This is a genomic window from Paraburkholderia bannensis NBRC 103871 (assembly GCF_000685015.1).
Classification (GTDB): domain Bacteria; phylum Pseudomonadota; class Gammaproteobacteria; order Burkholderiales; family Burkholderiaceae; genus Paraburkholderia; species Paraburkholderia bannensis.
Genome location: NZ_BAYA01000004.1, coordinates 338548 through 360129 on the forward strand (window position 1 = coordinate 338548; position 21582 = coordinate 360129).

Sequence of the window (21582 nt, forward strand, 5' to 3'; positions counted from 1 at the left end):
GGTTGCGACGCCGCGCGAACGGCCGGGCGGCCGAAGCGGCCAGCGCAAACGGAAGCGACGACATGCAACACGAAGTCGCCGCACCCGCTAGCGCGAACTCTTCGCCCGCTCACCCGTTCGCGTCGCGTCACGATCCGTGCGGCGCGCGCCAACCGGCCCTCAAAGAAGAAAGAATAAGGACAACGAATATGTGGATGCGTCATGTAGTGAAAAAGAACGAACGCGCGCTCTTGATGAACGAAGGCGATTTCGTGAAGGTGCTGGAACCGGGTGTGTTCCGCGCGTTGGATCCCTTCAAGCGCCTCTCGGTGCAGACCGCGCAGCTCGATGCGCCGCTCGCGGACGCCGCGCTGGCCGACTGGCTGCGCCGCGACGCGCAGGAGGTGCTCGCGCAGCACTTTGTCGCGATGGATCTCGCCGATGACGAAGCGGGCCTGCGCTATGCGGACGGCGTGCTCGTCGAGATCCTGCCGCCCGGCACGCGTCGCCTGTACTGGCGCGGACTGGTGGAGCATCGCCTCGATCGCGTGGATTTCGCGCAGAACGGCGAGCTTGACGCGTCGCTGACGAAGCGCCTGATGCAGCCAGCGCTGCGTGCGCGCGGCATCGCGGGGTTGAACAGTGTGCTGCTTGCGCAGGTGCCCGCGTACCACATCGGCGTGTTGAAGATCGACGGCAAGGTCGAGCGTGTGCTCGAAGCGGGTCTTTCGGCGTTCTGGCGTTTTGGCCGCGACGTGGCGGTCGAACTCGTCGATTTGCGGGTGCAGGCGCTCGAAGTCGGCGGCCAGGAAATCCTCACGCGCGACAAGGTCGCACTGCGCCTGAATCTGGCCGCGACGTGGTGCTACGCGGACGTGCTGCGCGCCTTCGGGCAGTTGCAGAAGCCCGCCGATCATCTCTATCGCGAGCTGCAATTCGCGTTGCGCGCGGCCGTCGGTACACGCACGCTCGACGAATTGCTGGAAGACAAGCAGATGATCGACGAGGTCGTGATCGCGCAGGTACGCTCGCGCCTCGTGGATTCGGGGCTGGAGATCCGCAGCGTGGGCGTGAAGGACATCGTCTTGCCTGGCGATATGAAGACGATCCTTGCGCAGGTGGTCGAAGCCGAGAAGGCCGCACAGGCGAACGTGATCCGCCGCCGCGAGGAAACAGCCGCGACGCGCTCGCTGCTGAATACGGCGAAGGTAATGGAAGAGAACCCGACCGCGCTGCGCCTCAAGGAGCTGGAAACGCTTGAGCGGGTGGCGGAACGGATCGACCGCATCTCCGTGTTCGGCGGGCTGGATCAGGTGCTCAACGGGTTGGTCAGCATCAAGGCCTGAAGCGGTACAACATAGCGCAATACAACCTAGAAACCAGCGTAAAAGCGGCTGGGCGCGGCGCAAGCAAGCCGCGCCTCCCGCTAGCAAGCATCAGGTGAATGAAATGAGTGAACGCGATTATCAGGTGATGGAACTGGCGAACGGCAAGCCGGTGAAGATGTGGACGAACGGCGTGGCCGTCGAGGAAGAAGCGCGCGCGCAGTTGCGCAACACGGCGCAGATGCCGTTCATCTTCCGCCATATGGCGGTGATGCCGGATGTGCACCTGGGCAAGGGCTCGACGATCGGCAGCGTGATTCCGACCCAAGGGGCGATCATCCCGGCCGCCGTGGGCGTGGATATCGGCTGCGGCATGATGGCCGCGCGCACGACGCTCACGGCCGCCGATCTGCCGGACTCGCTCGTGGGCCTGCGCAGCGCAATCGAGCGTGCGGTGCCGCACGGGCGCGCGCCAGGACGTCGCGATCCGGGCGCGTGGGGCAACCGTGCGCCTGCCACCGTCGATGCAATGTGGAAGACGCTTGAGCCGGGCTTCAAGCGCATCGTCGCGAAACAGCCGAAGCTCGCAAAGACCAACCACTACACGCACCTCGGCACGCTCGGCACCGGCAATCACTTCATCGAAGTCTGTATCGACGAAAGCGAGCGCGTCTGGTTCATGCTGCACAGCGGTTCGCGCGGCGTGGGCAACGCGATCGGCAGCCTGTATATCGAACTGGCGCAGCAGGACATGCGCCAGCACATCGCGAACCTGCCGGATCGCAACCTCGCGTACCTGACCGAGGGCAGCCAGCACTTCGATGACTATGTCGAAGCAGTCGGCTGGGCCCAGGATTTCGCGCGCCAGAACCGGCAGGCGATGATGGAAGCGTTGATCGGCGCGGCGCGCGCGGCGATCGGCAAGCCGTTCGAGATCGACGGGCATGCGGTGAACTGCCACCACAACTACGTGCAGCGCGAACGCCACTTCGGTGAGGACGTGCTGGTGACGCGCAAGGGGGCGGTGTCGGCGCAGAAGGGGCAGCTCGGCATCATTCCGGGATCGATGGGCGCGAAGAGTTTCATCGTGCGCGGCCTGGGCAATGAGGAAAGCTTTTGCTCGTGCAGCCACGGAGCAGGGCGCACGATGAGCCGCACCGAAGCCAAGCGTCGATTCACGGTCGCAGATCAGGTGGCGGCGACGCAGGGCGTCGAATGCCGCAAGGATGCGGGCGTCGTCGATGAAATTCCGATGGCGTACAAGGACATCGACGCCGTGATGGCCGCGCAGCGCAGCCTGGTCGAAGTCGTGCACACGCTGCGACAGGTGGTGTGTGTGAAGGGCTAGAAAATGAAGGGCTAGAAAAACAAAGGGGAAAAACGATGAGCAGTACTGAAAATTTTGGGGCGGTGAGGAGCGCTCATCCCGTGGCGCCCGAGGTGCGCGAGCGCGTGCTGGCCGAGCTGGACGATGTCGAGCGTCGGCATGACGTGCAGGTGCTGTTTGCGTGCGAATCAGGCAGTCGCGGTTGGGGTTTCGCTTCACCGGATAGCGACTACGACGTGCGCTTCGTTTATGTGCATCGGCGCGACTGGTATCTGCGCGTCGAGCCGCAACGCGATGTGATCGAGCGTCCACTCGACGATGTGCTCGACGTCAGTGGCTGGGAGTTGCGCAAGGCGTTGCAGTTGCTGCATCGCTCGAATCCGACGCTGCTGGAATGGCTCGATTCGCCGGTCGTGTATCGCGAGGATGCGCGTTGGGCGCCGCGTTTGAGGTCGCTGGCGACGGCGTTCTTTTCGCCGATGCGTGGGCGGCATCACTATCTCGCGATGGCGAAGAAGAACTTTCGCGGTTATCTGCAGGGCGATACGGTGCGGTACAAGAAGTATCTGTATGTGCTGCGGCCGTTGCTTGCGGTGCGCTGGATCGATATGGGCTTAGGCATGCCGCCGATGCGGTTTGCGGATCTGGTGGCTGGGACGGTGCATGAGGCAGCGGCTGTCGCTGAGATCGATGCGCTGCTGGCGCTGAAGATGCGGGCAGGCGAGGGCGAGTATGGGCCGCGTCGGCCTGCAATCCATGCACTCATAGAAGCGATGCTTGCCGAAGCCGAGCATGATCGCGAATACAAGCGTCCGTGGGGTGAGGTGGGGATGCTGGACGGGTTCTTGCGGGATGTGCTGCGGGGTGAGTCGTGAGGCTTGGAATGGAAAAGGCCCATAGGTTTTGCAACCTATGGGCCTTTTTTAGCTTATGCGGCTATCGATATCGATGGTGTCGGACGTCAGAGATGTCGAAAATAGCACTGATGTGTTTATGGAATTTTTCCACTAACTCCGTCGCAGCCGTCCGCGTCACGAGACCGAAATAGTGAAAAAAATCGGCAGACCCGCCGCGAAACGTGAAAATTATCGAGGGTGTGTCGCAACGGCCCGTGGGACAACGCTCCGCGCCAACTCTCCGGTGCCCTGAAAGCGGCCGACGCCCGCCTCAACGCTCGTGGAGCCCCGCCATGAAATCGGACCGGATCTGCGCCACTTGCGGCGCTCTTTTCACTCCGCTCGCACGCGTCCCGAATCAACGCTACTGCTCATTGGCGGCCTGCCAGCTCGCACGGCGACGGGCGTGGCAGCGCGCGCGCCTTCGAACCGATCCCGATTACCGGGCGAACCAGGCGAAGGCGCAGGCTGCCTGGCGCTGCCGTCACCCCGACTATTCGCGGCACTACCGCGAAACGCATCCGGCATGCCGTGATCGCAATCGCGCAATGCAGCGAACGCGTAACGCCAGGCGAAATTCCCCGCCGGTTGCAAAGATGGATACGTGCAGCCCCTTCCAGCCGCTCGCGTCGGGCTTCTATCTGCTCTGTGACGCACTCGAGGCAGGCATTGCAAAGATGAACGCGTGGACGGTTCACATTGCCGTCCTGTCTGCCCCTCGGCGTTCACCAGCATGATTGAAAAGAGATGAGGTGATTGATCTCGGCCGCGAACCTGCTACGTTTATCGTGTGTCTGCTCGCATCAGTTGCTGCCATATGCAGCAGCAGACGTCGACATGAATCCGGTTGCCGGATCATGTCCGGAGCGACGAAACGGGCAGACGTTTCAGGATGGGGCGGATCATGGATCTCGATTGCATCGGCGAACCAGTCGTTACGCAAGCTTTAACGTTGCGCGCGGCCGAGTATGTCCGCATGTCGACTGAGCACCAGCAGTACTCGACCGAGAACCAACGTGACCGGATACGCGACTATGCCGCACGTCGCAGCCTCGAAATCGTGCGCACCTATGCCGATGAAGGGAAAAGCGGTCTGCGCATAGACGGGCGTCAAGCGCTGCAGGCGTTGATCCGGGTTGTCGAAAGCGGCGCGGCGGATTTTCAGGTGATTCTCGTCTATGACGTGAGTCGCTGGGGCCGATTCCAGGACGCGGATGAGAGCGCGTACTACGAGTACGTCTGTCGGCGTGCCGGCATCCATGTGGCGTACTGCGCCGAGCAGTTCGAGAACGACGGCTCGCCGGTCTCAACCATCGTCAAAGGTGTTAAGCGCGCAATGGCCGGCGAATACAGCCGCGAACTCTCGGCGAAGGTGTTCGCCGGTCAGTGCCGGCTCATCGAACTGGGCTTCCGGCAAGGCGGGCCTGCAGGCTACGGTCTGCGCCGGATCCTCGTCGACCAGAGCGGGCTCATGAAGAGCGAGCTGCAGCGTGGCGAGCACAAATGTCTGCAGACAGACCGGGTCATCCTGATGCCGGGCCCCGACAACGAAGTCCGGACGATCAACCTCATCTACAGCGGGTTCATCGACGAGTCGCTGAACGAATACGAGATCGCCGCTCGTCTGAACGGCATGCATATCCAGACCGATCTCGGGCGTGACTGGACCCGTGCAACCGTACGGGAGATACTGACCAACGAGAAATACATCGGCAACAACGTCTACAACCGCGTGTCGTTCAAACTGAAAAAAGCCCGCGTCGTAAATCCTCCCGACATGTGGATCCGCAAGCAGAAGGCATTCGAACCCATTGTTCCCAGTGAAACGTTCTACACGGCGCAGGGCATTATGCGGGCACGTGCCCGGCGCTACTCGAGTGAAGATCTCATCGAGCGCCTGAGAAACCTGTATCTCAGTCGGGGGTTCCTGTCCGGCGTCGTGATCGACGAAACCGAGGGCATGCCGTCGGCGTCAGTCTATGCCTATCGCTTCGGAAGTCTGATTCGCGCCTACCAGACGGTTGGATTCACGCCGGGCCGCGATTACCGTTACATCGAAACCAACCGGTTCCTCCGGCAGTTGCACCCCGCGATCGTGGCCGAGACCGAGAAGCGGATTGCGGCATTGGGCGGTAGTGTCGCGCGTGACTTGGCTACCGATATGCTCACCGTGAATTGCGAATTTACGGCATGTATCGTCCTGTCGCGCTGTCAGGCCCATGAGTCGGGCCGCAACCACTGGAAGATCCGATTCGACACCAGCCTGCTGCCTGATATCACGGTTGCGGTTCGCCTCGACCATAGCAACGAGACAACCCTGGACTACTACCTGTTGCCGCGCCTCGATTTCGGGCAGCCCCGTATTCATCTCGCCGACGGGAATCCCGTCGAGTTCGAGAGCTATCGCTTCGACACGCTCGACTATCTGTACGGTATGGCACAGCGCGCTCGGCTGAGGAGAGCAGCATGAGTCAGCACGTACAGCCAGCCGAGGTTCGAATGATCCCGATCGACCAGATCGAGGTGATCAACCCGAGAGAGCGGAACAACCGCGTTTTCGACGAGATCGTTGGCAACATCGAGGCCATCGGCCTGAAAAGGCCGATCGTCGTCACCCCGCGGGCAACGGCCGGCGGGACCGAGCGCTACCTGCTCGTCTGTGGTGAGGGACGCGTAAAAGCGTTTCGCACGCTTGGCGAGACGACCATTCCCGCGCTCGTGGCTACCGTGAGCGATGAAGACGCGTTCATCATGAGCCTCACGGAGAACATCGCGCGCCGGCAGTGCCGGCCGCTTGAATTGCTTGCCGGAATCCGTGACCTGCAGGAACGTGGCTATGCGCCGAAGGCCATCGCCGAGAATACCGGCGCTGACCGCGCAGTACGTGCAGGGCATCTTGACGCTGCTCCGCCAGGGCGAGGAGCGGCTTGTCATTGCCGTGGAGAAAAGACAGGTTCCATTGAACGCCGCCCTGTCTATCGTCGGCGCTGGTGACAACGACGAAGCAGTACAGGCTGCACTGCAGGAGGCGTATGAATCCGGCAAGCTGCGTGGCCGGCAGCTGATGGACGCCCGACGGGTCATCGAGCGCCGCAAGGCACTCGGGCGTGGGTCCGGCCGGAACATGTCTCGCAAGGTTGCGGACATCACGACATCCAGTCTCGTCCGGACGTATCAGCGCGAAGTCGAGCGTCAGAAGGCGATGGTCAGGAAGGCTGAGTTCACGCAGCAACGGCTGCTGTTCGTGGTGGGTGCCCTGCGACAGCTCTTTGCCGACGAGAATTTTGTGAATCTGCTGCGCGCTGAAGGGTTAGCCACACTGCCGAAGTATCTTGCCGAGCGTATATGGTCTGGCGGGAGCCCGGCATGACCACCGTTGCGCTTGGGTTTATTCCCGAACCGCTAACGGTTCCGATCGGGAACATCCTGCCGTCCAGGCGCTTGTCTGCCGGAGTGACGATATCGCGCAAGTTCAGGCAGATCAAAATCTCGATCGAAGAAGTGGGGATGATCGAGCCGCTGTCGGTCATGCCAGCCGACACCGCGTCGGGTCAGCACGTGCTGCTCGATGGTCATCTTCGGCTCGCTGCGCTTACGGACCTGCGGTTCGAAACCGCCACCTGTCTCGTTGCAACGGACGATGAGAGCTATACCTTCAACAATCGGGTGAACCGACTCTCGACGATCCAGGAGCATCACATGATCTGGCGGGCGGTCGAGCGCGGCGTCTCGCCCGAACGGCTGGCAACGCGCTGGCCGTCGACATCTCCCAGATTCTCAAGCGGATGGCATTGCTGGACGGTATCTGCGCTGAGGCCGCGGAACTGCTGAAGGATCGGCAGTTTTCGCCGGAACTGGTTCGCGCACTTCGCAAGATGAAAACGACGCGGGAGGTCGAGTGCGTGGAACTGATGACTACGGCGAACAACCTCTCTGTTGCGTATGCCGAAGCGCTGCTCGTTGCGACGCCGGCGTCCCGTTTGGTCGACGGGAAGAAACCCAAAAAAAATAACTGGCGTGGGTCCTGAGCAGATGGCGAAGATGGAACGGGAAATGGGCAATCTGCAGGGGCAGTACAAGCTGGTCGAGCAGACCTACGGGCAGGACATGCTCAACCTTGTGCTCGCGAAGGGCTATCTCGCAAGGTTGCTCGAGAACGAATCACTCCACCGGTACGCGTCCTCTGACGTGCCACGACGAAAGTTCATCGGAAATTTTCAAGAATTGCGTCAGAAAATTTCACTATTTACGTCGCATTTTTCGCTAAATATGACGTCCGACAGATGCCCGACTGTAGCAAGACCCATAATGCGAGATTTTTGGACCCACCAGACAAGGCTCCGGCGTCTTTGAGAAGCATCGGACGAGACTTCTGGAACCAACGGGTGAGATTTTTCTTGTCGTCAGCGAATCTCACAATTGTTGTGGAACGTGCTGACAGAATTCTCCCATCACTGTCGCCCATCATTGCGTGAGCGAGAACTGAGTATCCGGGGAGAATACAAATGTGAGTGAGCGGACTGTCGCGCCCGGGGAGCTTCGTGACCCGCGGTTTAGCTAGGCAGTTACTGAATCAGCTGTTTCCATGGCCACCCCATCGCCGGTCGTTCCCTCGGCGGGTCGCGAGCATCCGCGTTCTCCTGAAGCATCCCGCGCGGAGGCCACATATGAAATCGACCCGCCTATGTCTTGCGTGTGGCAACGCATTTATGCCGCTGCAGCACGTTCCTCGTCAGCGATATTGCTCTCTGAAAGCGTGCCAGCGCGCCCGTCGGCGCGACTGGCAGACCCAGCGGCTGCGAACCGACACCGATTACCGCGACAACCAGGCCAGAGCCCAGGCGAAATGGCGCGCAGGCCATTCAAGCTACTGGCGTGAATATCGCGCCACGCATCCCGATTATGAAGAGCGCAACCGCAGCATGCAGCGGTCGCGTAATGCGCGGCGAAGTCTCAAGCCGATTGCAAAGATGGATGTCATCAGACTTCCGCAGCCTCTGGGTTCCGGCTTCTATGTACTGTCGCACGTGCGGGACACTGACATTGCAAATATGAACGCGTGGACCGTCCATATTGCCGTGCTTTCTGCGCCAACGGCGCCTCCCACATGATTGCAAAGAGATGATTTGATACGCATTGAGAGCCGGCCTGCTACCTTTGCCTTGTCACTGTTCGCTTTCGAACGCGACCACCTGATGTGAAGCCGCGACGCTCGCATCCGACGCGCAGTTGCGTCAGTTGCCTGCAGCGAGTCTGTGTCTGAGTTGCGGGGTGCAGCATGTCATTCAGAAACGCGGATGCACCGGTCGTCACCAGCTTGTCTGCCGGGCGTGCAGCGGAGTACGTCCGTATGTCAACCGAACACCAGCAGTATTCGACCGAGAATCAGCGCGACCGGATTCGGGAGTACGCGGCGCGCCGGGGATTTGAAATCGTCCGCACATACGCTGATGAAGGAAAAAGCGGTCTTCGCATCGACGGCCGTCAAGCGCTCCAGAATCTCATTTCCGACGTGGCCAATGGAAATGCAGATTTCTGCGTCATCCTCGTTTATGACGTCAGTCGTTGGGGGCGATTCCAGGATGCAGATGAGAGTGCTTACTACGAGTACATCTGCCGTCGCGCCGGCATCCAGGTTGCTTACTGTGCTGAGCAGTTTGAGAACGACGGCTCACCTGTCTCGACTATCGTCAAAGGGGTGAAGCGCGCAATGGCCGGCGAGTACAGCCGCGAACTGTCTGCAAAAGTCTTCGCTGGCCAGTGCCGATTGATTGAGATGGGATTCCGGCAAGGCGGCCCAGCAGGCTACGGACTGCGCCGCGTACTGGTCGACGACCACGGCCTCATGAAAGCGGAGCTGCGCCGCGGCGAGCACAAAAGCCTGCAGACGGACCGGGTCGTCTTAATGCCGGGGCCGGAGAGCGAGGTGCGAATTGTCAATCTCATCTACGAATGGTTTATCGACGGCTCGCTCGATGAATTTGAAATTGCAGCACGTCTGAACGGCATGCGCGTGCGAACTGACCTCGACCGCGAATGGACGAGAGCCACGGTACGCGAGATATTGACCAACGAGAAATACATCGGCAACAACGTGTACAACCGCGTGTCCTTCAAGCTGAAGAAGATGCGTGTGACCAACACGCCCGATATGTGGATTCGAAAGGAGGGAGGCGTCGGCGAACCAGCCGGATTGCGCGACCCGAATGAAGAACTGCGGGAGCTTGAGAGCTTGGGCTTCAACCTTGAAAATATCTTTTAGCTTGTGCCGGTTCACCTTGTCCTCCAGCTCGGCGGGAACGGTTGCATCGGCGGCCGCAGCCTTCACCTCGAACGCCTTGTTTTCTTCTACGGCTTGGGCGGCAATACCGTAGGGCGCCATAGTTAATGCGACGGCGCATACTAAAAAATCAAAGACTTATGCGAAGTCGCGCCATAGATGTCTTGTCGGGTGCGACGGAGTTCCTGCGACTGACCTACGGTCGCGCCAAAGTAGTCGCATTTTGGTACGACCCCGATTATTCACGGCGGAAACCGCAACATACGCGGCAACTAGCGGAAAATCACGAAGGGTGGGCCGGCGCGATCCCGGCTTCCGGTTTTCCCGCTGCCTGACGTCATCGACCCTCCCGCATTTGTGCGCGGAGGTCTGTCATGAAGCCGAATCACACCTGCGCCGCCTGCGGCGCGGCCTTCACCCCGCTCGTTCACGTCCCGAATCAACGCTACTGCTCTTTGGCAGCCTGCCAGCTCGCGCGGCGACGGGCGTGGCAGCACGAGCGCCTTCAAACCGATCCCGATTACCGGGCGAACCAGGCGAAGGCTCAGGCTGCCTGGCGTGCCCGTCACCCCGACTATTCGCGGCACTACCGCGAAACGCATCCGGCGTGTCGTGATCGCAATCGCACGATGCAGCGAACGCGTAACGCCCGGCGAAATTCCCAGCCGGTTGCAAAGATGGATGCGTCGGGACCCTTACAGCCGCTCGCGTCGGGCTTCTATCTGCTCTGCGACGCCGTCGAGGCGAGCATTGCAAAGATGAACGCGTGGACGGTTCACATCGCCGTCCTGTCTGCCCCTCGGCTGTCGACGGCGTGATTGAAAAGAGATGACGTGATTGATCTCAGCCGCGCACCTGCTACGTTTATCGTGTGCCCGCTCGCATCAGCCACCGCCATACGCGGGAGAGCGCTGACGTCGACATGAAACCGGTTGCCGGATCATGTCCCGAGCGGCGAAACCGGAAGACATTGCTGGATGGAGCGGATCGTGGACCTCGATTGCATCGGCGAACCAGTCGTCACGCAGGCGTCAGCGTTGCGCGCGGTCGAGTACGTCCGCATGTCGACAGAGCACCAGCAGTACTCGACAGAAAATCAGCGCGACCGCATACGCGACTACGCCGAGCGACGCGGACTGGAGATCGTGCGCACGTATGCCGACGAAGGCAAGAGCGGTCTGCGTATTGACGGGCGTCAGGCGCTGCAGGCGTTGATCCGGGACGTCGAAAGCGGCGCGGCGGATTTTCAGGTGATCCTCGTTTATGACGTGAGTCGGTGGGGCCGATTCCAGGATGCGGACGAGAGCGCGTACTATGAGTACATCTGCCGACGCGCCGGCATGCAGGTGGCGTACTGCGCCGAGCAGTTCGAGAACGACGGCTCGCCGGTCTCAACCATCGTCAAGGGCGTCAAGCGCGCAATGGCGGGCGAATACAGTCGGGAACTCTCGGCAAAGGTGTTCGCAGGCCAGTGCCGGCTCATCGAACTGGGCTTCCGGCAGGGTGGCCCCGCAGGGTACGGTCTGCGCCGGATCCTCCTCGACCAGAGCGGGCTCATGAAAAATGAACTGCAACGCGGCGAGCACAAATGCCTGCAGACGGACCGGGTCATCCTGATGCCGGGGCCGGAGAGCGAAGTTCGGACCGTCAACCTGATCTACCGCTGGTTCATCGACGAGTCGCTGAACGAATATGAGATCGCCGCTCGCCTGAACGGCATGCGTATCCAGACCGATCTCGGGCGGGACTGGACCCGGGCAACCATCCGGGAGGTACTGACCAACGAGAAATACATCGGTAACAACGTCTACAACCGTGTGTCGTTCAAACTAAAAAAAGCACACGTCGTGAATCCTCCCGACATGTGGATCCGCAAGGAGAAGGCATTCGAACCCGTTGTTCCCAGTGAAACGTTCTATACCGCGCAGGGCATCATGCGGGCGCGCGCCCGGCGCTACTCGAACGATGATCTCATTGAGCGCCTGCGTAACCTGTATCGCAGCCGTGGCTTCCTGTCCGGCGTCGTGATCGACGAAACTGAGGGCATGCCATCCGCGTCCGTCTATGCCTATCGATTCGGCAGCCTGATCCGTGCATACCAGACCGTTGGGTTCACGCCGGGCCGCGATTACCGTTACATCGAGGCTAACCGGTTCCTCCGGCAACTACATCCCGGAATCGTGGCCGAGACCGAGAAACGGATCGCAGCATTGGGCGGAACGGTCACACGTGACCTGGCCACGGATATGCTCACTGTGAACAGCGAATTTACGGCATGTATAGTCCTGTCGCGTTGCCAGACGAATCAGTCGGACCGCAATCTCTGGAAAATCCGGTTCGACACCAGCCTGCTGCCTGACATCACCGTGGCCGTCCGGCTCGATCGCAGCAACGCGACTAGCCTCGACTACTACCTGTTGCCACGCCTCGATTTTGGTCAACCCCGCATTCATCTCGCCGACTGGAATCCGATCGAGTTCGAGAGCTACCGCTTCGACACGCTCGACTATCTGTACGGTATGGCGCAGCGCGCCCGCCTGAGGAGAGCGGCATGACCGAGTACCGGCAGCCAGCCGAGGTCCGGATGATCCCGATCGATCAGATCGAGGTGATCAACCCGAGAGAGCGGAACAGCCGCGTCTTCGACGAGATCGTTGGCAACATCAAGGCCATCGGCCTGAAAAAGCCGATTGTCGTCACCCCGCGGGCGACGGCCGGCGGCATCGAGCGCTACCTGCTCGTCTGTGGAGAGGGCCGCGTGAAGGCATTTCGGGCTCTCGGCGAAACAACCATTCCGGCGCTCGTGGCTACGGTGAGCGACGAAGACGCATTCATCATGAGCCTCACGGAGAACATCGCGCGCCGGCAGTGCCGGCCGCTCGAATTGCTGGCCGGAATCCGTGACTTGCAGGAACGTGGCTATGCTCCGAAGGCAATCGCGGAGAAGACCGGACTGACGGTGCAGTACGTGCAAGGCATACTGACGCTGCTCCGCCAGGGCGAAGAGCGGCTTGTCATTGCCGTGGAGAAGGGGCAGGTCCCACTGAATGCCGCTTTGTCGATTGTCGGCGCTGGTGACAACGACGAAGCAGTTCAGGCGGCACTGCAGGAAGCGTATGAATCCGGCAAGCTGCGTGGCCGGCAGTTGATGAACGCCCGACGGGTCATTGAGCGCCGCAAGGCACTCGGGCGGGGGGCGGGCCGGAACATGTCTCGCAAGGTGGCAGACATCACGACTTCCAGTCTCGTCCGGACGTACCAGCGCGAGGTCGAGCGCCAGAAGGCTATGGTTAGGAAGGCTGCGTTCACGCAGCAACGGTTGCTGTTCGTAGTGGGTGCCCTGCGACAGCTGTTTGTCGACGAGAATTTTGTGAATCTGCTGCGCGCCGAAGGGCTGGCCACGCTACCGAAGTATCTGGCTGAGCGCGTATGGTCCAGCGGGAGCCCGGGATGAGCACCATCGCGCTCGGATTTATTCCCGAACCGTTGACAGTTCCGATCGGCAATATCCTGCCGTCCAGACGTTTGTCGGCGGGTATGACCCTGTCCCGCAAGTTCAGGCAGATCAAGAGTTCGATAGAAGAAGTAGGGATGATCGAACCATTGTCAGTCATGCCGGCCGACGCCACCTCGGGGCAGCATGTGCTGCTCGACGGTCATCTTCGCCTGGCTGCACTCCAGGACCTGCGGCTCGAAACGGCCGCCTGTCTGGTAGCAACAGACGACGAGAGCTATACCTTTAACAATCGGGTGAACCGGCTCTCGACGATCCAGGAGCATCACATGATCCGACGGGCAGTCGAGCGCGGCGTCTCGCCCGAACGGCTAGCGAAGGCGCTGGCCGTCGACGTGTCCCAGATCCTCAAGCGGATAGCATTGCTGGACGGGATCTGCGCGGAGGCGGCGGATCTGCTGAAGGATCGGCAGTTTTCGCCTGAACTGGTCCGCGCGCTTCGTAAGATGAAAACGACCCGGCAGGTCGAGTGCGTGGAACTGATGACCGCCGCGAATAACCTGTCCGTGTCATATGCAGAAGCGCTGCTCGTTGCGACGCCGGCGTCCCGGCTGGTCGACGGGACGAAACCGAAGAAACTGACGGGTGTGGGACCTGAGCAGATGGCGAAAATGGAACGGGAGATGAGTAATCTGCAGGGGCAATACAAGCTGGTGGAGCAAACCTACGGGCAGGACGTGCTCAACCTTGTGCTCGCAAAGGGCTATCTCGCCAGGCTGCTCGAGAACGAAGCAGTGCGTCAGTACCTGAAAGCACAACATACCGACGTTCTTGCCGAGTTCCAGTCCATTGTAGATACCATCGCTTTGGATCAACACGCGCTGGAGTCGCCGGCATAAAGCTGGTTGCTGCGGACTCCACAGCCAGCAATACGTCATCGTCTGTTGTCGGCCGAGACCGGCGTTCAGCTACCAAGAAATGCGTTCTCACACGGTCTCGGACAACAACAGCGTTCAAGTGTATCAGGCGATCCAATCGGTGCTAAACCCAAGCGTATCGTAATGAAACGCGAATCTCCGGCATCCACACTCCATCTCATCGAAAGACACCTAGTGCGTCAAGTTCGTCGAAGAACACGCAGAGTTGGCTTCGAGTCATCTGAAGTCTTTTCTCGCCCTCTCGAAACCGCCTGCTATCTTCCGTAAAAGCCTCCAAGGCAGCCCGTTGTTGCGACAGAGTCTCCTCATCCGCGGCCCCTCCAAGCATCCTCGACGTGATGTTTAAGGCGGAAAAATGCCGAAGTGCCGACGACAAATCATCATCTAGCGACAAACCGATCGACGCGGGAACGTACCGACCATGCGCCTGTGCATAAAACTGCCGCTGCAAGTTGCACGTGCCGAAAACATCGATGTCACCAAGTCCCTTCAAATTCCCTTTGGGGGTAAGATGAAGAACTTTCGTTAAAAGATAACCAGAATCATTGGGATAACGCTCGATAACCTGACGATCATTTCCCGGCCACTCCGCAATCCGTCGCTCTATATGCTCGGTAAAAAAGACTCGTGCGGATCTGTTGCTGAAGTATTCGAGATCGATCTCCTCAAATAAACCCTCGGCCGCGAACTGAGGAGTAACAAGAATCAAACCAAACTCGGTTAATGGGAAGCCGTCGAATCCTCCAGGAGGGCGTATAAAATCAAACTGCCAGTTCGCATCGGCATATTTACGCAGTGTCGCGCTGATCTTGTCAGCATCTCGCTCGATGATGTCGATATAGTGAGATGCCCCTTCATAGGTTTCGACTCCATCGAAGAACAAAGTAACTTCTAGGGACTCTTCCACTATCTCCTTCAGCGCTCGAATTTCTTGCCAATGCTCCCTTAAATCTTGCACATTCCTCTGCCGGAGAAACTCATAAAAGACAACTGGCCGGATAACCAGGTCGACGTGAAATGGAAGACGTTTTACGAACAAGAATGCCAGCAGTGTGGCTAGAACGCCCTCGGTGATTTTGCCCTGTCGCAGCGACTCCAGTCGCATAACGATATTCGAATCCAGCACCAGTCGGTATGGCCCGCGCAACATCATGGCCGACTCTATCTGATGTACCAGGTCCAGTAGCTTCGACACGAACGTCTTATATGGTTTTGATTTCAGTGACTTAACATGATCAACGATATATTCAAGAGAAATTTTCATTGTTTCAGAACATCTAGGCGATGGACGATATCGGCAATTCGTGCTGTGTCGTCCCTGCGGCATATGAGGGGACGATTAGAGGTTTAATTTTTTCGCGGTAAGTCTAAAAAACCCGCGTTGTTTTCGTTCCCCTTCTTCGAGAAAACCTCTTCGCACGAGCTGGGTACAGATCCGATTTACATCCCACGGCACTTCCTCTAACGCCTCGGCGAGCGCCGTAAAGTGCTGCCATGCATCCGTGCACAGGGGTAACACACGTCGTCGCAGCTCAATTTCATCCTCGACCACAACTTCTTCCGTGTCATCTGAGCCATCGCACCAGAGGATAGTGTGATGCCAAATGATGAAATGGCTCTGGCAACCAGTGTCACGCCAAACCGACGGGAACACCGACAACTGGTTGCGTTTTCGGTAGTAGCGCCACGCTTTATCTGTACGTGGATCAAGATTAATCGTGAGCGTTTCGCCGCAGCCGTCGGGACACGCCAGCACTAGCGATCGAAGCACTCCCCGGTTCACAAGGACAAAATCCCCCGCTCTTTCCAGTAGCGCGTCTGCCGCATGCCGGTGCGTGACGGTTCCCCGGTCGCGAACTCGCAGTGCCTTAGTCACGATTCCTCTTCCTTATAATTTCTTCGATAAGCTTTGCGCCGAGTTCCAACGCGACGACGCGACGCCCCCTGTCTGCTTCCGACGTCGACCGAAATTTGCACCAGCGCCACATCGCGACAACCAGTGCAATCGGATATTCAAAAATATCGCTCTGCTCATAGATGCCGAACGCTCTAATACGCTGAAGACACCCAAAAAGCCAAGAATCCGGCTTCGGCTCCAGTTCTGCACGAGGGCTGCTCAGTATTGCGTCCAGAGTGTAGTACGGGGATATCTCACTCTTCCATTGGGGCTGGTCAAAGACATCCGCTCCGTCCTCAGGTCCTCGATAGGTGAAGACAAGTGCGACTTCGAGCATCGCTACGTCGAAGCACAGCGGTGCCCCCATTCCCACTTCGGTATCCCCCTTGACTGCTCCGAGATCAATCAGGATGGCGTCATCCCCGCGCACCCGAACATTCTCGCCGTGTAGGTCGCCATGTATTGTCGCGACACGATGCGGAAATTTAATATCCTGCAAGGGTTGCCAGAGCGCCACCGGGCTGATCTGCTCCCGCTGGATTGGTTCTGAGTCGAGATACTCCTGCTGAATCTCCTGAGGGGAGATCATTTGCAACCGCTCAGCCGCAGCAACAAGCGGCTCCTCTGACATCATGGTCTGCCTTGCCCTGTCCCGCCATCGATGCAGTGTTCGGTTGAAGAGGTTCGAGATGGCAGTCTCGGCGCGCCCAGCGCGTACTGCGTCAAGCATGGACTCTGATTTGTCCACGAAATCGGCAACGTACACAGCTTTATGGAACCCCTCGACGAATCTTTCAAGGTTCGGCCGCAACTCAAATGGAACAAACGGAGAAACTACTTCCATCGCGCGAACCTCTCTCCCCAGCGGCTCGCGCTTGTTGATTTTCACGAGTCGTGGCTGCGTCCAATGGGCAACCGAGCTCTCGGCCTCCAGACGCTTCTCGTACGCCATAAACACCTTCGAACCGGAAAAACCTGGAGCGATCTTGCGCAAGTGTATTTCCTGCGCCTTCGGGAAAGCCCGGTCGACGAGGCGTCGCTCGTCCTCCGTCAGTTTTTCCTCCGGACCTATCTCCTTGATGTGGCAGCCCTTCCACTTCGGCCCATGTTCGAACCGAATGATATGGTCAAAATGTATCCCTTTCAGATTGGGCGCGAAGCGAACCTCTCTGTCCCACGGATAGTCGGGGCTTACCTGTACGAGAGCGTGCTCGCGAATCTTCAATCGCTCTGCCCGGTCCTCCGACAAGAACACAATGCGGATGCCGTGTTCGATGAACCTCGGGATCAGCTTGCAGACTGCTGCAATCTCGTTCGAGTCTGCTGACAGCTGGTTGACGACAACGACCGATGTCCTCCCAAGCAATGGGTCTTTAACTGAGTCGGACGGCGGATTCTCCATGATCTGGAACCCGCGAATTTCGAGCTTTTCCCGCGTGCCAGGTAGTGGCGCAACCCCATACCAGATGATGTTCATTGCAACGCTCACCGGCCCTCCGCAGGAAGAAAGGCGAGACGGCGCGAGTCACCCAAACCAACAACGCCGTCTGCACCGCATACGCCGCAATCCTGCTGCGGTGCGGTCCTGAGCAGTCTGACGGTGCCAGTTACTGCGTCGTATGACTGCCAACGCGCACGGGCTGGAATCGCAGTGAATGCGCCGAGAAGCATCGTCACGGCCAACGACACCATCGCGCTGTTAAGTGAAATAACCGCAGGCTGTTTCACACCGTCTTCGTTGAAATACGGGTCAGCGGCGCGCTGAGCGTCTGTCATCAGCTCTTCTCGGATACGTCGCGCGTCGAGAGCGTTGCTGCACACGAGGCAGGGTAATCCGGGCGCGAGCATTTGCGTGCGCCCCGTCATCGCGTGGACCTCCCCGTCGCGCGCGTTGATGCCAACGCCGACGTCGATGGCAGGCACGAGGTATTGATAGGCAAACTCGGAAACAAACGCCCGACTCGAATGGGAATCGGTGCAAATGAAGATGCAGTCGGCATTTCGCAGCAGCGCCGATGCCCCATCGGAGATGACTGAGCCGATATAGCAGTTGACGCGCACTTTGGGGTTGATGTGCTCAATCATCTGAGCCGCCACGTCCACCTTCTTGTGGCCCACGGCCTTCTCCATCGTTCCGACAACACGATTCAAATTGGATTTCTCGACCACGTCGGAATCGATGAGCACGAAGGAGCCCACGCCTAGATGAGCGAGTTGCTGCGCAGCGACAGACCCGGTCCCGCCGAGTCCGACAATCGCGACCGTCATCGAGCTAAGAATCGCCTGGCCTTCCTCGCCGAATGCCCGCATCTGGCGGTCATAGCGTTCGTCCAGCTGGATTTCCCCAGCACGGCCTGGAAGCAGCACGTCGGCGCCGACCACGCGTACATCGACGCGCTCGGCGGTGGCAAACTTCCGCACAAGAAGTTGGCCGTCGCAAAGCACGACTGAAAAGCAGGCATGCGCGGGGTTACGGTCGCGCATGAATTCCAGCAGACCGGCTTCGGTCTCGTCATCGACGGGGGAAAAGTCGTCGTATCCCGAAGGGTGGGTATGCAGAACCGCGAGCGAAAATCCGCCCTCACGAGCCCGCCTCGTTACGCGCGTGAGGAATTGCGGCGCGAACGTGATCTCGATAGCCGAGGCGCGCAGGCAGTCCTCGGGCCGAGCGAGTTCGACGTTTCTGACCAGGTAACGGTCCCCAACAAGGTCTCGCGTGAGGTAGAGGACCGCTCCGCGCTCAACATCAGCGCCCAGGGACTCATTGAGATAATGAAGCGTCGGTGCGCTGATGACGAGCTCGCTCATTGCACCGCCTTAAAACGATTGAGGATAACGTTCACGTAAGTCGTCAAGGCACATGTCGACGCGTTCCACGACTGATTGACGTGCCACGAAAACCACAACGTGTTCGTGTCCGGCTGGCCCGGCATCGTTTGCCCGACTCTCGTGTTCTGCGGCATCCCACCGTTTTTAAGGCGAAGCGAGCTATTCGCCCAGAAGCAGTCGGGTGCTGAATAAGGGTAGCCGTTCGGAACGATGAAACGCACTTCGGTGGCAGCCTGTGACCAGCCCTCGGGCAACGGCACGTGCGGAATTCGCACCAGGAACATGCCCCCGCCCACCGGCGCGAGCGTTGCATCAGGGTACATCCGCTGCACGTCGGCGAATTGTTCCTCGACGCTCTTCATACGCCACCAAAAGTTGCCGGAGGGACGATAGCGAAGTGCGCTGGCGCTGCGCGCCCTTTGAACTCAACCACGGTCGCCGGGTGAATCACCTCGTCCGGCTCCGAGCCCTCACCCTCGAGCACAAGCGAATTCGCCGGATTCCAACCCGGAATCATGGCGGTAATCTGCGCACCGGTCAGATGCTCGTGTTCGGTCTCGTACTCGACACCGTCGACGAAGAAAACGTAGAGAGGTGGCGGGGGAGGCCGCTTGTGCGTACGCAAATGTTCGAGACCTTGCTCGCCCAGTTCGAAGACGCCGCCCGACTTCAAGACTGCGTTGCCGGCTTCTTCGCGAACCCACACCAGGTCATCGTCGTCCGCTACGTTGGCGAGATGGCGGATCTGGTCGACGGAAATAGTTTGTTCGCCCCAGAAGACCGAATGCTCGTTCACCGTGAATTCGAATGCCTCACCGCCTTCGAACGCAAAAAACTCGGCATGCCCATCGCCGACGCTCAGGACGTCGTCCGAGGACACGACGCGCGAGCCGAACCTGGTGCGCTGGATCAGCAGATAGTCATCAGCCGGCTCGTACCCGGCGTCCGACAGGATCTGTGCGCTAGTTGGCGTCGGGTCGTCCGTGCTGGCCGGCTTCCCGTTGATCAGATACCCAAAAACTTGATTTGCTTCAGCCATGTTGGTCACCTCGGATATGGAATGGCTATGCCCCCCCGTCTACCCCGTACCACCCATGCTGCACGACAGCACAGGTTTTCCCCTACAGCGGATCTCGACAGGTACAATTACATGATACAGCAAACAAACACGATGGATCAAGTTTCTTTACCTATCGAGAGTCAACATGAATGAAGTATCTCCAAAAAAACGCTGGGGCACGGAGCAACGCCTTGAATTTATTGACTTTACGGCGTACTGGCAGGGAGCAATAAACAGGTCTCACATCGTCGACCACTTCGGCGTCTCAGCCCAGCAAGCATCGAATGATCTGACCGAATACCAGAAGGTCGCACCTGAAAACCTTCGGTATGACCTCAGTTCGAAGCGTTATCTCGCCACCGAAAGCTTTCATTGTGCTTTCATAAAACCGGACGCCGAACGCTACCTCGCCCAACTGGGAGCCTTGACAGCGAATACCGTCGACAAGGAGGAGACGTGGCTAACCGACGCCCCCGTGACAGCCACGCTGCCTATACCGACACGGCGCGTCGACGCGTCTTTGCTGCGTACAGTGCTAAACGCGATCCGGTCGAATCAGTCGCTCGAGATTGAATATCAGTCGCTCAGCAGCGCCGGCCCCACCGCCGTTTGGCGTCGTATTACCCCGCACGCATTCGCTTCGGACGGATTTAGGTGGCACATGCGAGCTTTCTGCCATCGTGACAATCGGTTCAAGGATTTCCTTCTGTCCCGATGTCGCGATGCGCGCGACGAGCAAGCTCCGGGTGCGAACGCCTCTGACGACAAGTTATGGCACACAAATTTCGCAGTGGAGCTTGTACCAAACCCTCGCCTATCTGAGTGGGAGCAGAAAGCAATCGAGCTCGACTACGGCATGTTCAATGGACGCGTGGTTCTGCAGGTACGCATGGCAATGCTCTATTACTTCGACAAACGGATGCGAAACGAATTTGCACTCCGAGGACCAATCACGCTAACTGACGACCCTAAGCAAACGCCAGTTGTCATCGCAAATTTAGAAGAATATGAAAAGGCGAAAGCTTCCGTCGGCGCATAGGCGAGCCTGACCACGAGTGGTAGGAAGACCGTCTTATTCGGCATCGACGCTGCTTGCACAAGGGCTCCGATGATCTGTTGCGACACGGCGCTCTGCACGGCCGATGGCTCGACACCGCCTCCTGCCTAGTCGCAACAGACGACAAGGAACTAGATTCTGGTTAGCTTTTGTCGTTTCGAGACTTCGTTTTGAGTTCGCATCTCAACTTCATGAGTACGGTAACTATGGCCACAAATAAACGAATTTTTTCCGCAGCGAGTCTTCTGTCAATCACAGCCTTTTGGCACGTTGCATATGCAGCTGCTCCGGCCGATCAAACCAGACTTATATCGGATACGGCGGACCGAATCTGCGCTCAAGCGGCCACTGGCGGAACAAGTCACTCAGCCAAGTTGCAAGCCTCTGTCGGCGCGGAGCTAAGCAATTTGTTCCGCCGATTAGTAAACGCCAGGGCAGACGTCAGCGCTGAAGCGCAGGGGGAAATTCATAGCGGAGTACTTCCTGGGCAAGTTCTGACAGCGGCGGAACAAGCCAACAATTGCAAGTTAAAGGTTTTGC

General features: G+C 59.0%; 16 protein-coding genes and 3 pseudogenes. 13 read left to right on the forward strand and 6 right to left on the reverse strand.

The genetic code is table 11. The annotated features are described in order from the left end of the window. Positions 1–188: 188 nt before the first annotated feature. The 12 genes and pseudogenes from BBA01S_RS07605 (at position 189) to BBA01S_RS07655 (ending at position 14160) form a co-directional block, all read left to right on the forward strand. Positions 189–1325, forward strand: a complete 1137-nt coding sequence (locus BBA01S_RS07605) for a slipin family protein (protein WP_027815900.1) — start codon at positions 189–191, stop codon at positions 1323–1325. A 103-nt stretch (positions 1326–1428) separates the two neighbouring features. Beyond that, complete coding sequence (locus BBA01S_RS07610; protein WP_027815901.1) at positions 1429–2652, forward strand: RtcB family protein; 1224 nt, start codon at positions 1429–1431, stop codon at positions 2650–2652. 35 nt (positions 2653–2687) lie between these two features. After that, a complete protein-coding gene (locus BBA01S_RS07615; RefSeq protein WP_027815902.1) occupies positions 2688–3506 on the forward strand; it encodes a nucleotidyltransferase domain-containing protein in 819 nt (272 codons plus the stop codon). Positions 3507–4431: 925 nt separating this feature from the next. After that, positions 4432–5997 (forward strand): recombinase family protein, encoded by a 1566-nt coding sequence (locus BBA01S_RS07620; protein WP_027815903.1) that lies wholly within the window; start codon positions 4432–4434, stop codon positions 5995–5997. Beyond that, positions 5994–6897 (forward strand): annotated as a pseudogene (locus tag BBA01S_RS40465) (plasmid partitioning protein RepB C-terminal domain-containing protein). Before BBA01S_RS07620 ends, BBA01S_RS40465 begins: the two are co-directional and overlap by 4 nt. Further along, a pseudogene (locus tag BBA01S_RS40470) lies at positions 6894–7703 on the forward strand (plasmid partitioning protein RepB C-terminal domain-containing protein); the annotation flags it as partial. The pseudogenes BBA01S_RS40465 and BBA01S_RS40470, both read left to right, overlap by 4 nt. Before the next feature lie 491 nt (positions 7704–8194). Then, a complete protein-coding gene (locus tag BBA01S_RS45785; RefSeq protein WP_084161948.1) occupies positions 8195–8638 on the forward strand; it encodes a hypothetical protein in 444 nt (147 codons plus the stop codon). A 167-nt stretch (positions 8639–8805) separates the two neighbouring features. Further along, positions 8806–9699: pseudogene (locus tag BBA01S_RS40475) on the forward strand (recombinase family protein); the annotation flags it as partial. Positions 9700–10181: 482 nt separating this feature from the next. Further along, positions 10182–10625: a hypothetical protein gene (locus BBA01S_RS07640; protein WP_027815904.1), complete on the forward strand. Its 444-nt coding sequence runs from the start codon at positions 10182–10184 to the stop codon at positions 10623–10625. 159 nt (positions 10626–10784) lie between these two features. Continuing rightward, a complete protein-coding gene (locus BBA01S_RS07645; protein ID WP_042296319.1) occupies positions 10785–12362 on the forward strand; it encodes a recombinase family protein in 1578 nt (525 codons plus the stop codon). Next, on the forward strand, positions 12359–13261 hold the full coding sequence (locus tag BBA01S_RS07650) for a plasmid partitioning protein RepB C-terminal domain-containing protein (RefSeq protein WP_027815906.1): 903 nt from the start codon (positions 12359–12361) through the stop codon (positions 13259–13261). Before BBA01S_RS07645 ends, BBA01S_RS07650 begins: the two co-directional genes overlap by 4 nt. Further along, positions 13258–14160, forward strand: coding sequence for a plasmid partitioning protein RepB C-terminal domain-containing protein (locus BBA01S_RS07655; RefSeq protein ID WP_042296467.1), 903 nt, complete (start codon positions 13258–13260; stop codon positions 14158–14160). The genes BBA01S_RS07650 and BBA01S_RS07655 overlap by 4 nt, the downstream gene beginning before the upstream one ends. A gap of 196 nt (positions 14161–14356) precedes the next feature. On the opposite strand, the gene BBA01S_RS07660 is transcribed toward BBA01S_RS07655, so the two are convergent. From BBA01S_RS07660 to BBA01S_RS40480, 6 genes are all read right to left on the reverse strand, one after another. Beyond that, positions 14357–15463 carry a hypothetical protein gene (locus BBA01S_RS07660; protein ID WP_027815908.1) on the reverse strand — a complete coding sequence of 369 codons (1107 nt, stop codon included), beginning with the start codon at positions 15461–15463 and terminating at the stop codon, positions 14357–14359. Positions 15464–15538: 75 nt separating this feature from the next. After that, positions 15539–16075, reverse strand: a complete 537-nt coding sequence (locus BBA01S_RS46730; protein WP_156965883.1) for a DUF6527 family protein — start codon at positions 16073–16075, stop codon at positions 15539–15541. Then, entirely contained in the window at positions 16068–17573 is a 1506-nt protein-coding gene (locus BBA01S_RS07665; RefSeq protein ID WP_027815909.1) for an aminoglycoside phosphotransferase/kinase family protein, read from the reverse strand. Before BBA01S_RS07665 ends, BBA01S_RS46730 begins: the two co-directional genes overlap by 8 nt. Before the next feature lie 8 nt (positions 17574–17581). Next, the gene (locus BBA01S_RS07670; RefSeq protein ID WP_027815910.1) at positions 17582–18904 is read right to left on the reverse strand and encodes a HesA/MoeB/ThiF family protein; all 1323 of its coding nucleotides are present in this window, start codon (positions 18902–18904) and stop codon (positions 17582–17584) included. After that, entirely contained in the window at positions 18901–19287 is a 387-nt protein-coding gene (locus tag BBA01S_RS07675; RefSeq protein WP_027815911.1) for an E2/UBC family protein, read from the reverse strand. Before BBA01S_RS07675 ends, BBA01S_RS07670 begins: the two co-directional genes overlap by 4 nt. Continuing rightward, the gene (locus tag BBA01S_RS40480; protein ID WP_042296324.1) at positions 19284–19964 is read right to left on the reverse strand and encodes a multiubiquitin domain-containing protein; all 681 of its coding nucleotides are present in this window, start codon (positions 19962–19964) and stop codon (positions 19284–19286) included. The genes BBA01S_RS07675 and BBA01S_RS40480 overlap by 4 nt, the downstream gene beginning before the upstream one ends. A 166-nt stretch (positions 19965–20130) precedes the next feature. Between BBA01S_RS40480 and BBA01S_RS07685 the strand changes: the two genes are divergently transcribed. Next, entirely contained in the window at positions 20131–21024 is an 894-nt protein-coding gene (locus BBA01S_RS07685) for a WYL domain-containing protein (protein ID WP_027815912.1), read from the forward strand. Positions 21025–21582 lie beyond the last annotated feature (558 nt).

What these genes read in the sequence shown, in the direction of transcription:
- BBA01S_RS07605 (WP_027815900.1), top strand. Translation starts at nt 189, where the DNA reads ATGTGGATGCGTCATGTAGTGAAAAAGAACGAACGCGCGCTCTTGATG.
- BBA01S_RS07610 (WP_027815901.1), top strand. Translation starts at nt 1,429, where the DNA reads ATGAGTGAACGCGATTATCAGGTGATGGAACTGGCGAACGGCAAGCCG.
- BBA01S_RS07615 (WP_027815902.1), top strand. Translation starts at nt 2,688, where the DNA reads ATGAGCAGTACTGAAAATTTTGGGGCGGTGAGGAGCGCTCATCCCGTG.
- BBA01S_RS07620 (WP_027815903.1), top strand. Translation starts at nt 4,432, where the DNA reads ATGGATCTCGATTGCATCGGCGAACCAGTCGTTACGCAAGCTTTAACG.
- BBA01S_RS45785 (WP_084161948.1), top strand. Translation starts at nt 8,195, where the DNA reads ATGAAATCGACCCGCCTATGTCTTGCGTGTGGCAACGCATTTATGCCG.
- BBA01S_RS07640 (WP_027815904.1), top strand. Translation starts at nt 10,182, where the DNA reads ATGAAGCCGAATCACACCTGCGCCGCCTGCGGCGCGGCCTTCACCCCG.
- BBA01S_RS07645 (WP_042296319.1), top strand. Translation starts at nt 10,785, where the DNA reads ATGGAGCGGATCGTGGACCTCGATTGCATCGGCGAACCAGTCGTCACG.
- BBA01S_RS07650 (WP_027815906.1), top strand. Translation starts at nt 12,359, where the DNA reads ATGACCGAGTACCGGCAGCCAGCCGAGGTCCGGATGATCCCGATCGAT.
- BBA01S_RS07655 (WP_042296467.1), top strand. Translation starts at nt 13,258, where the DNA reads ATGAGCACCATCGCGCTCGGATTTATTCCCGAACCGTTGACAGTTCCG.
- BBA01S_RS07660 (WP_027815908.1), bottom strand. Translation starts at nt 15,463, where the DNA reads ATGAAAATTTCTCTTGAATATATCGTTGATCATGTTAAGTCACTGAAA.
- BBA01S_RS07665 (WP_027815909.1), bottom strand. Translation starts at nt 17,573, where the DNA reads ATGAACATCATCTGGTATGGGGTTGCGCCACTACCTGGCACGCGGGAA.
- BBA01S_RS07670 (WP_027815910.1), bottom strand. Translation starts at nt 18,904, where the DNA reads ATGAGCGAGCTCGTCATCAGCGCACCGACGCTTCATTATCTCAATGAG.
- BBA01S_RS07675 (WP_027815911.1), bottom strand. Translation starts at nt 19,287, where the DNA reads ATGAAGAGCGTCGAGGAACAATTCGCCGACGTGCAGCGGATGTACCCT.
- BBA01S_RS40480 (WP_042296324.1), bottom strand. Translation starts at nt 19,964, where the DNA reads ATGGCTGAAGCAAATCAAGTTTTTGGGTATCTGATCAACGGGAAGCCG.
- BBA01S_RS07685 (WP_027815912.1), top strand. Translation starts at nt 20,131, where the DNA reads ATGAATGAAGTATCTCCAAAAAAACGCTGGGGCACGGAGCAACGCCTT.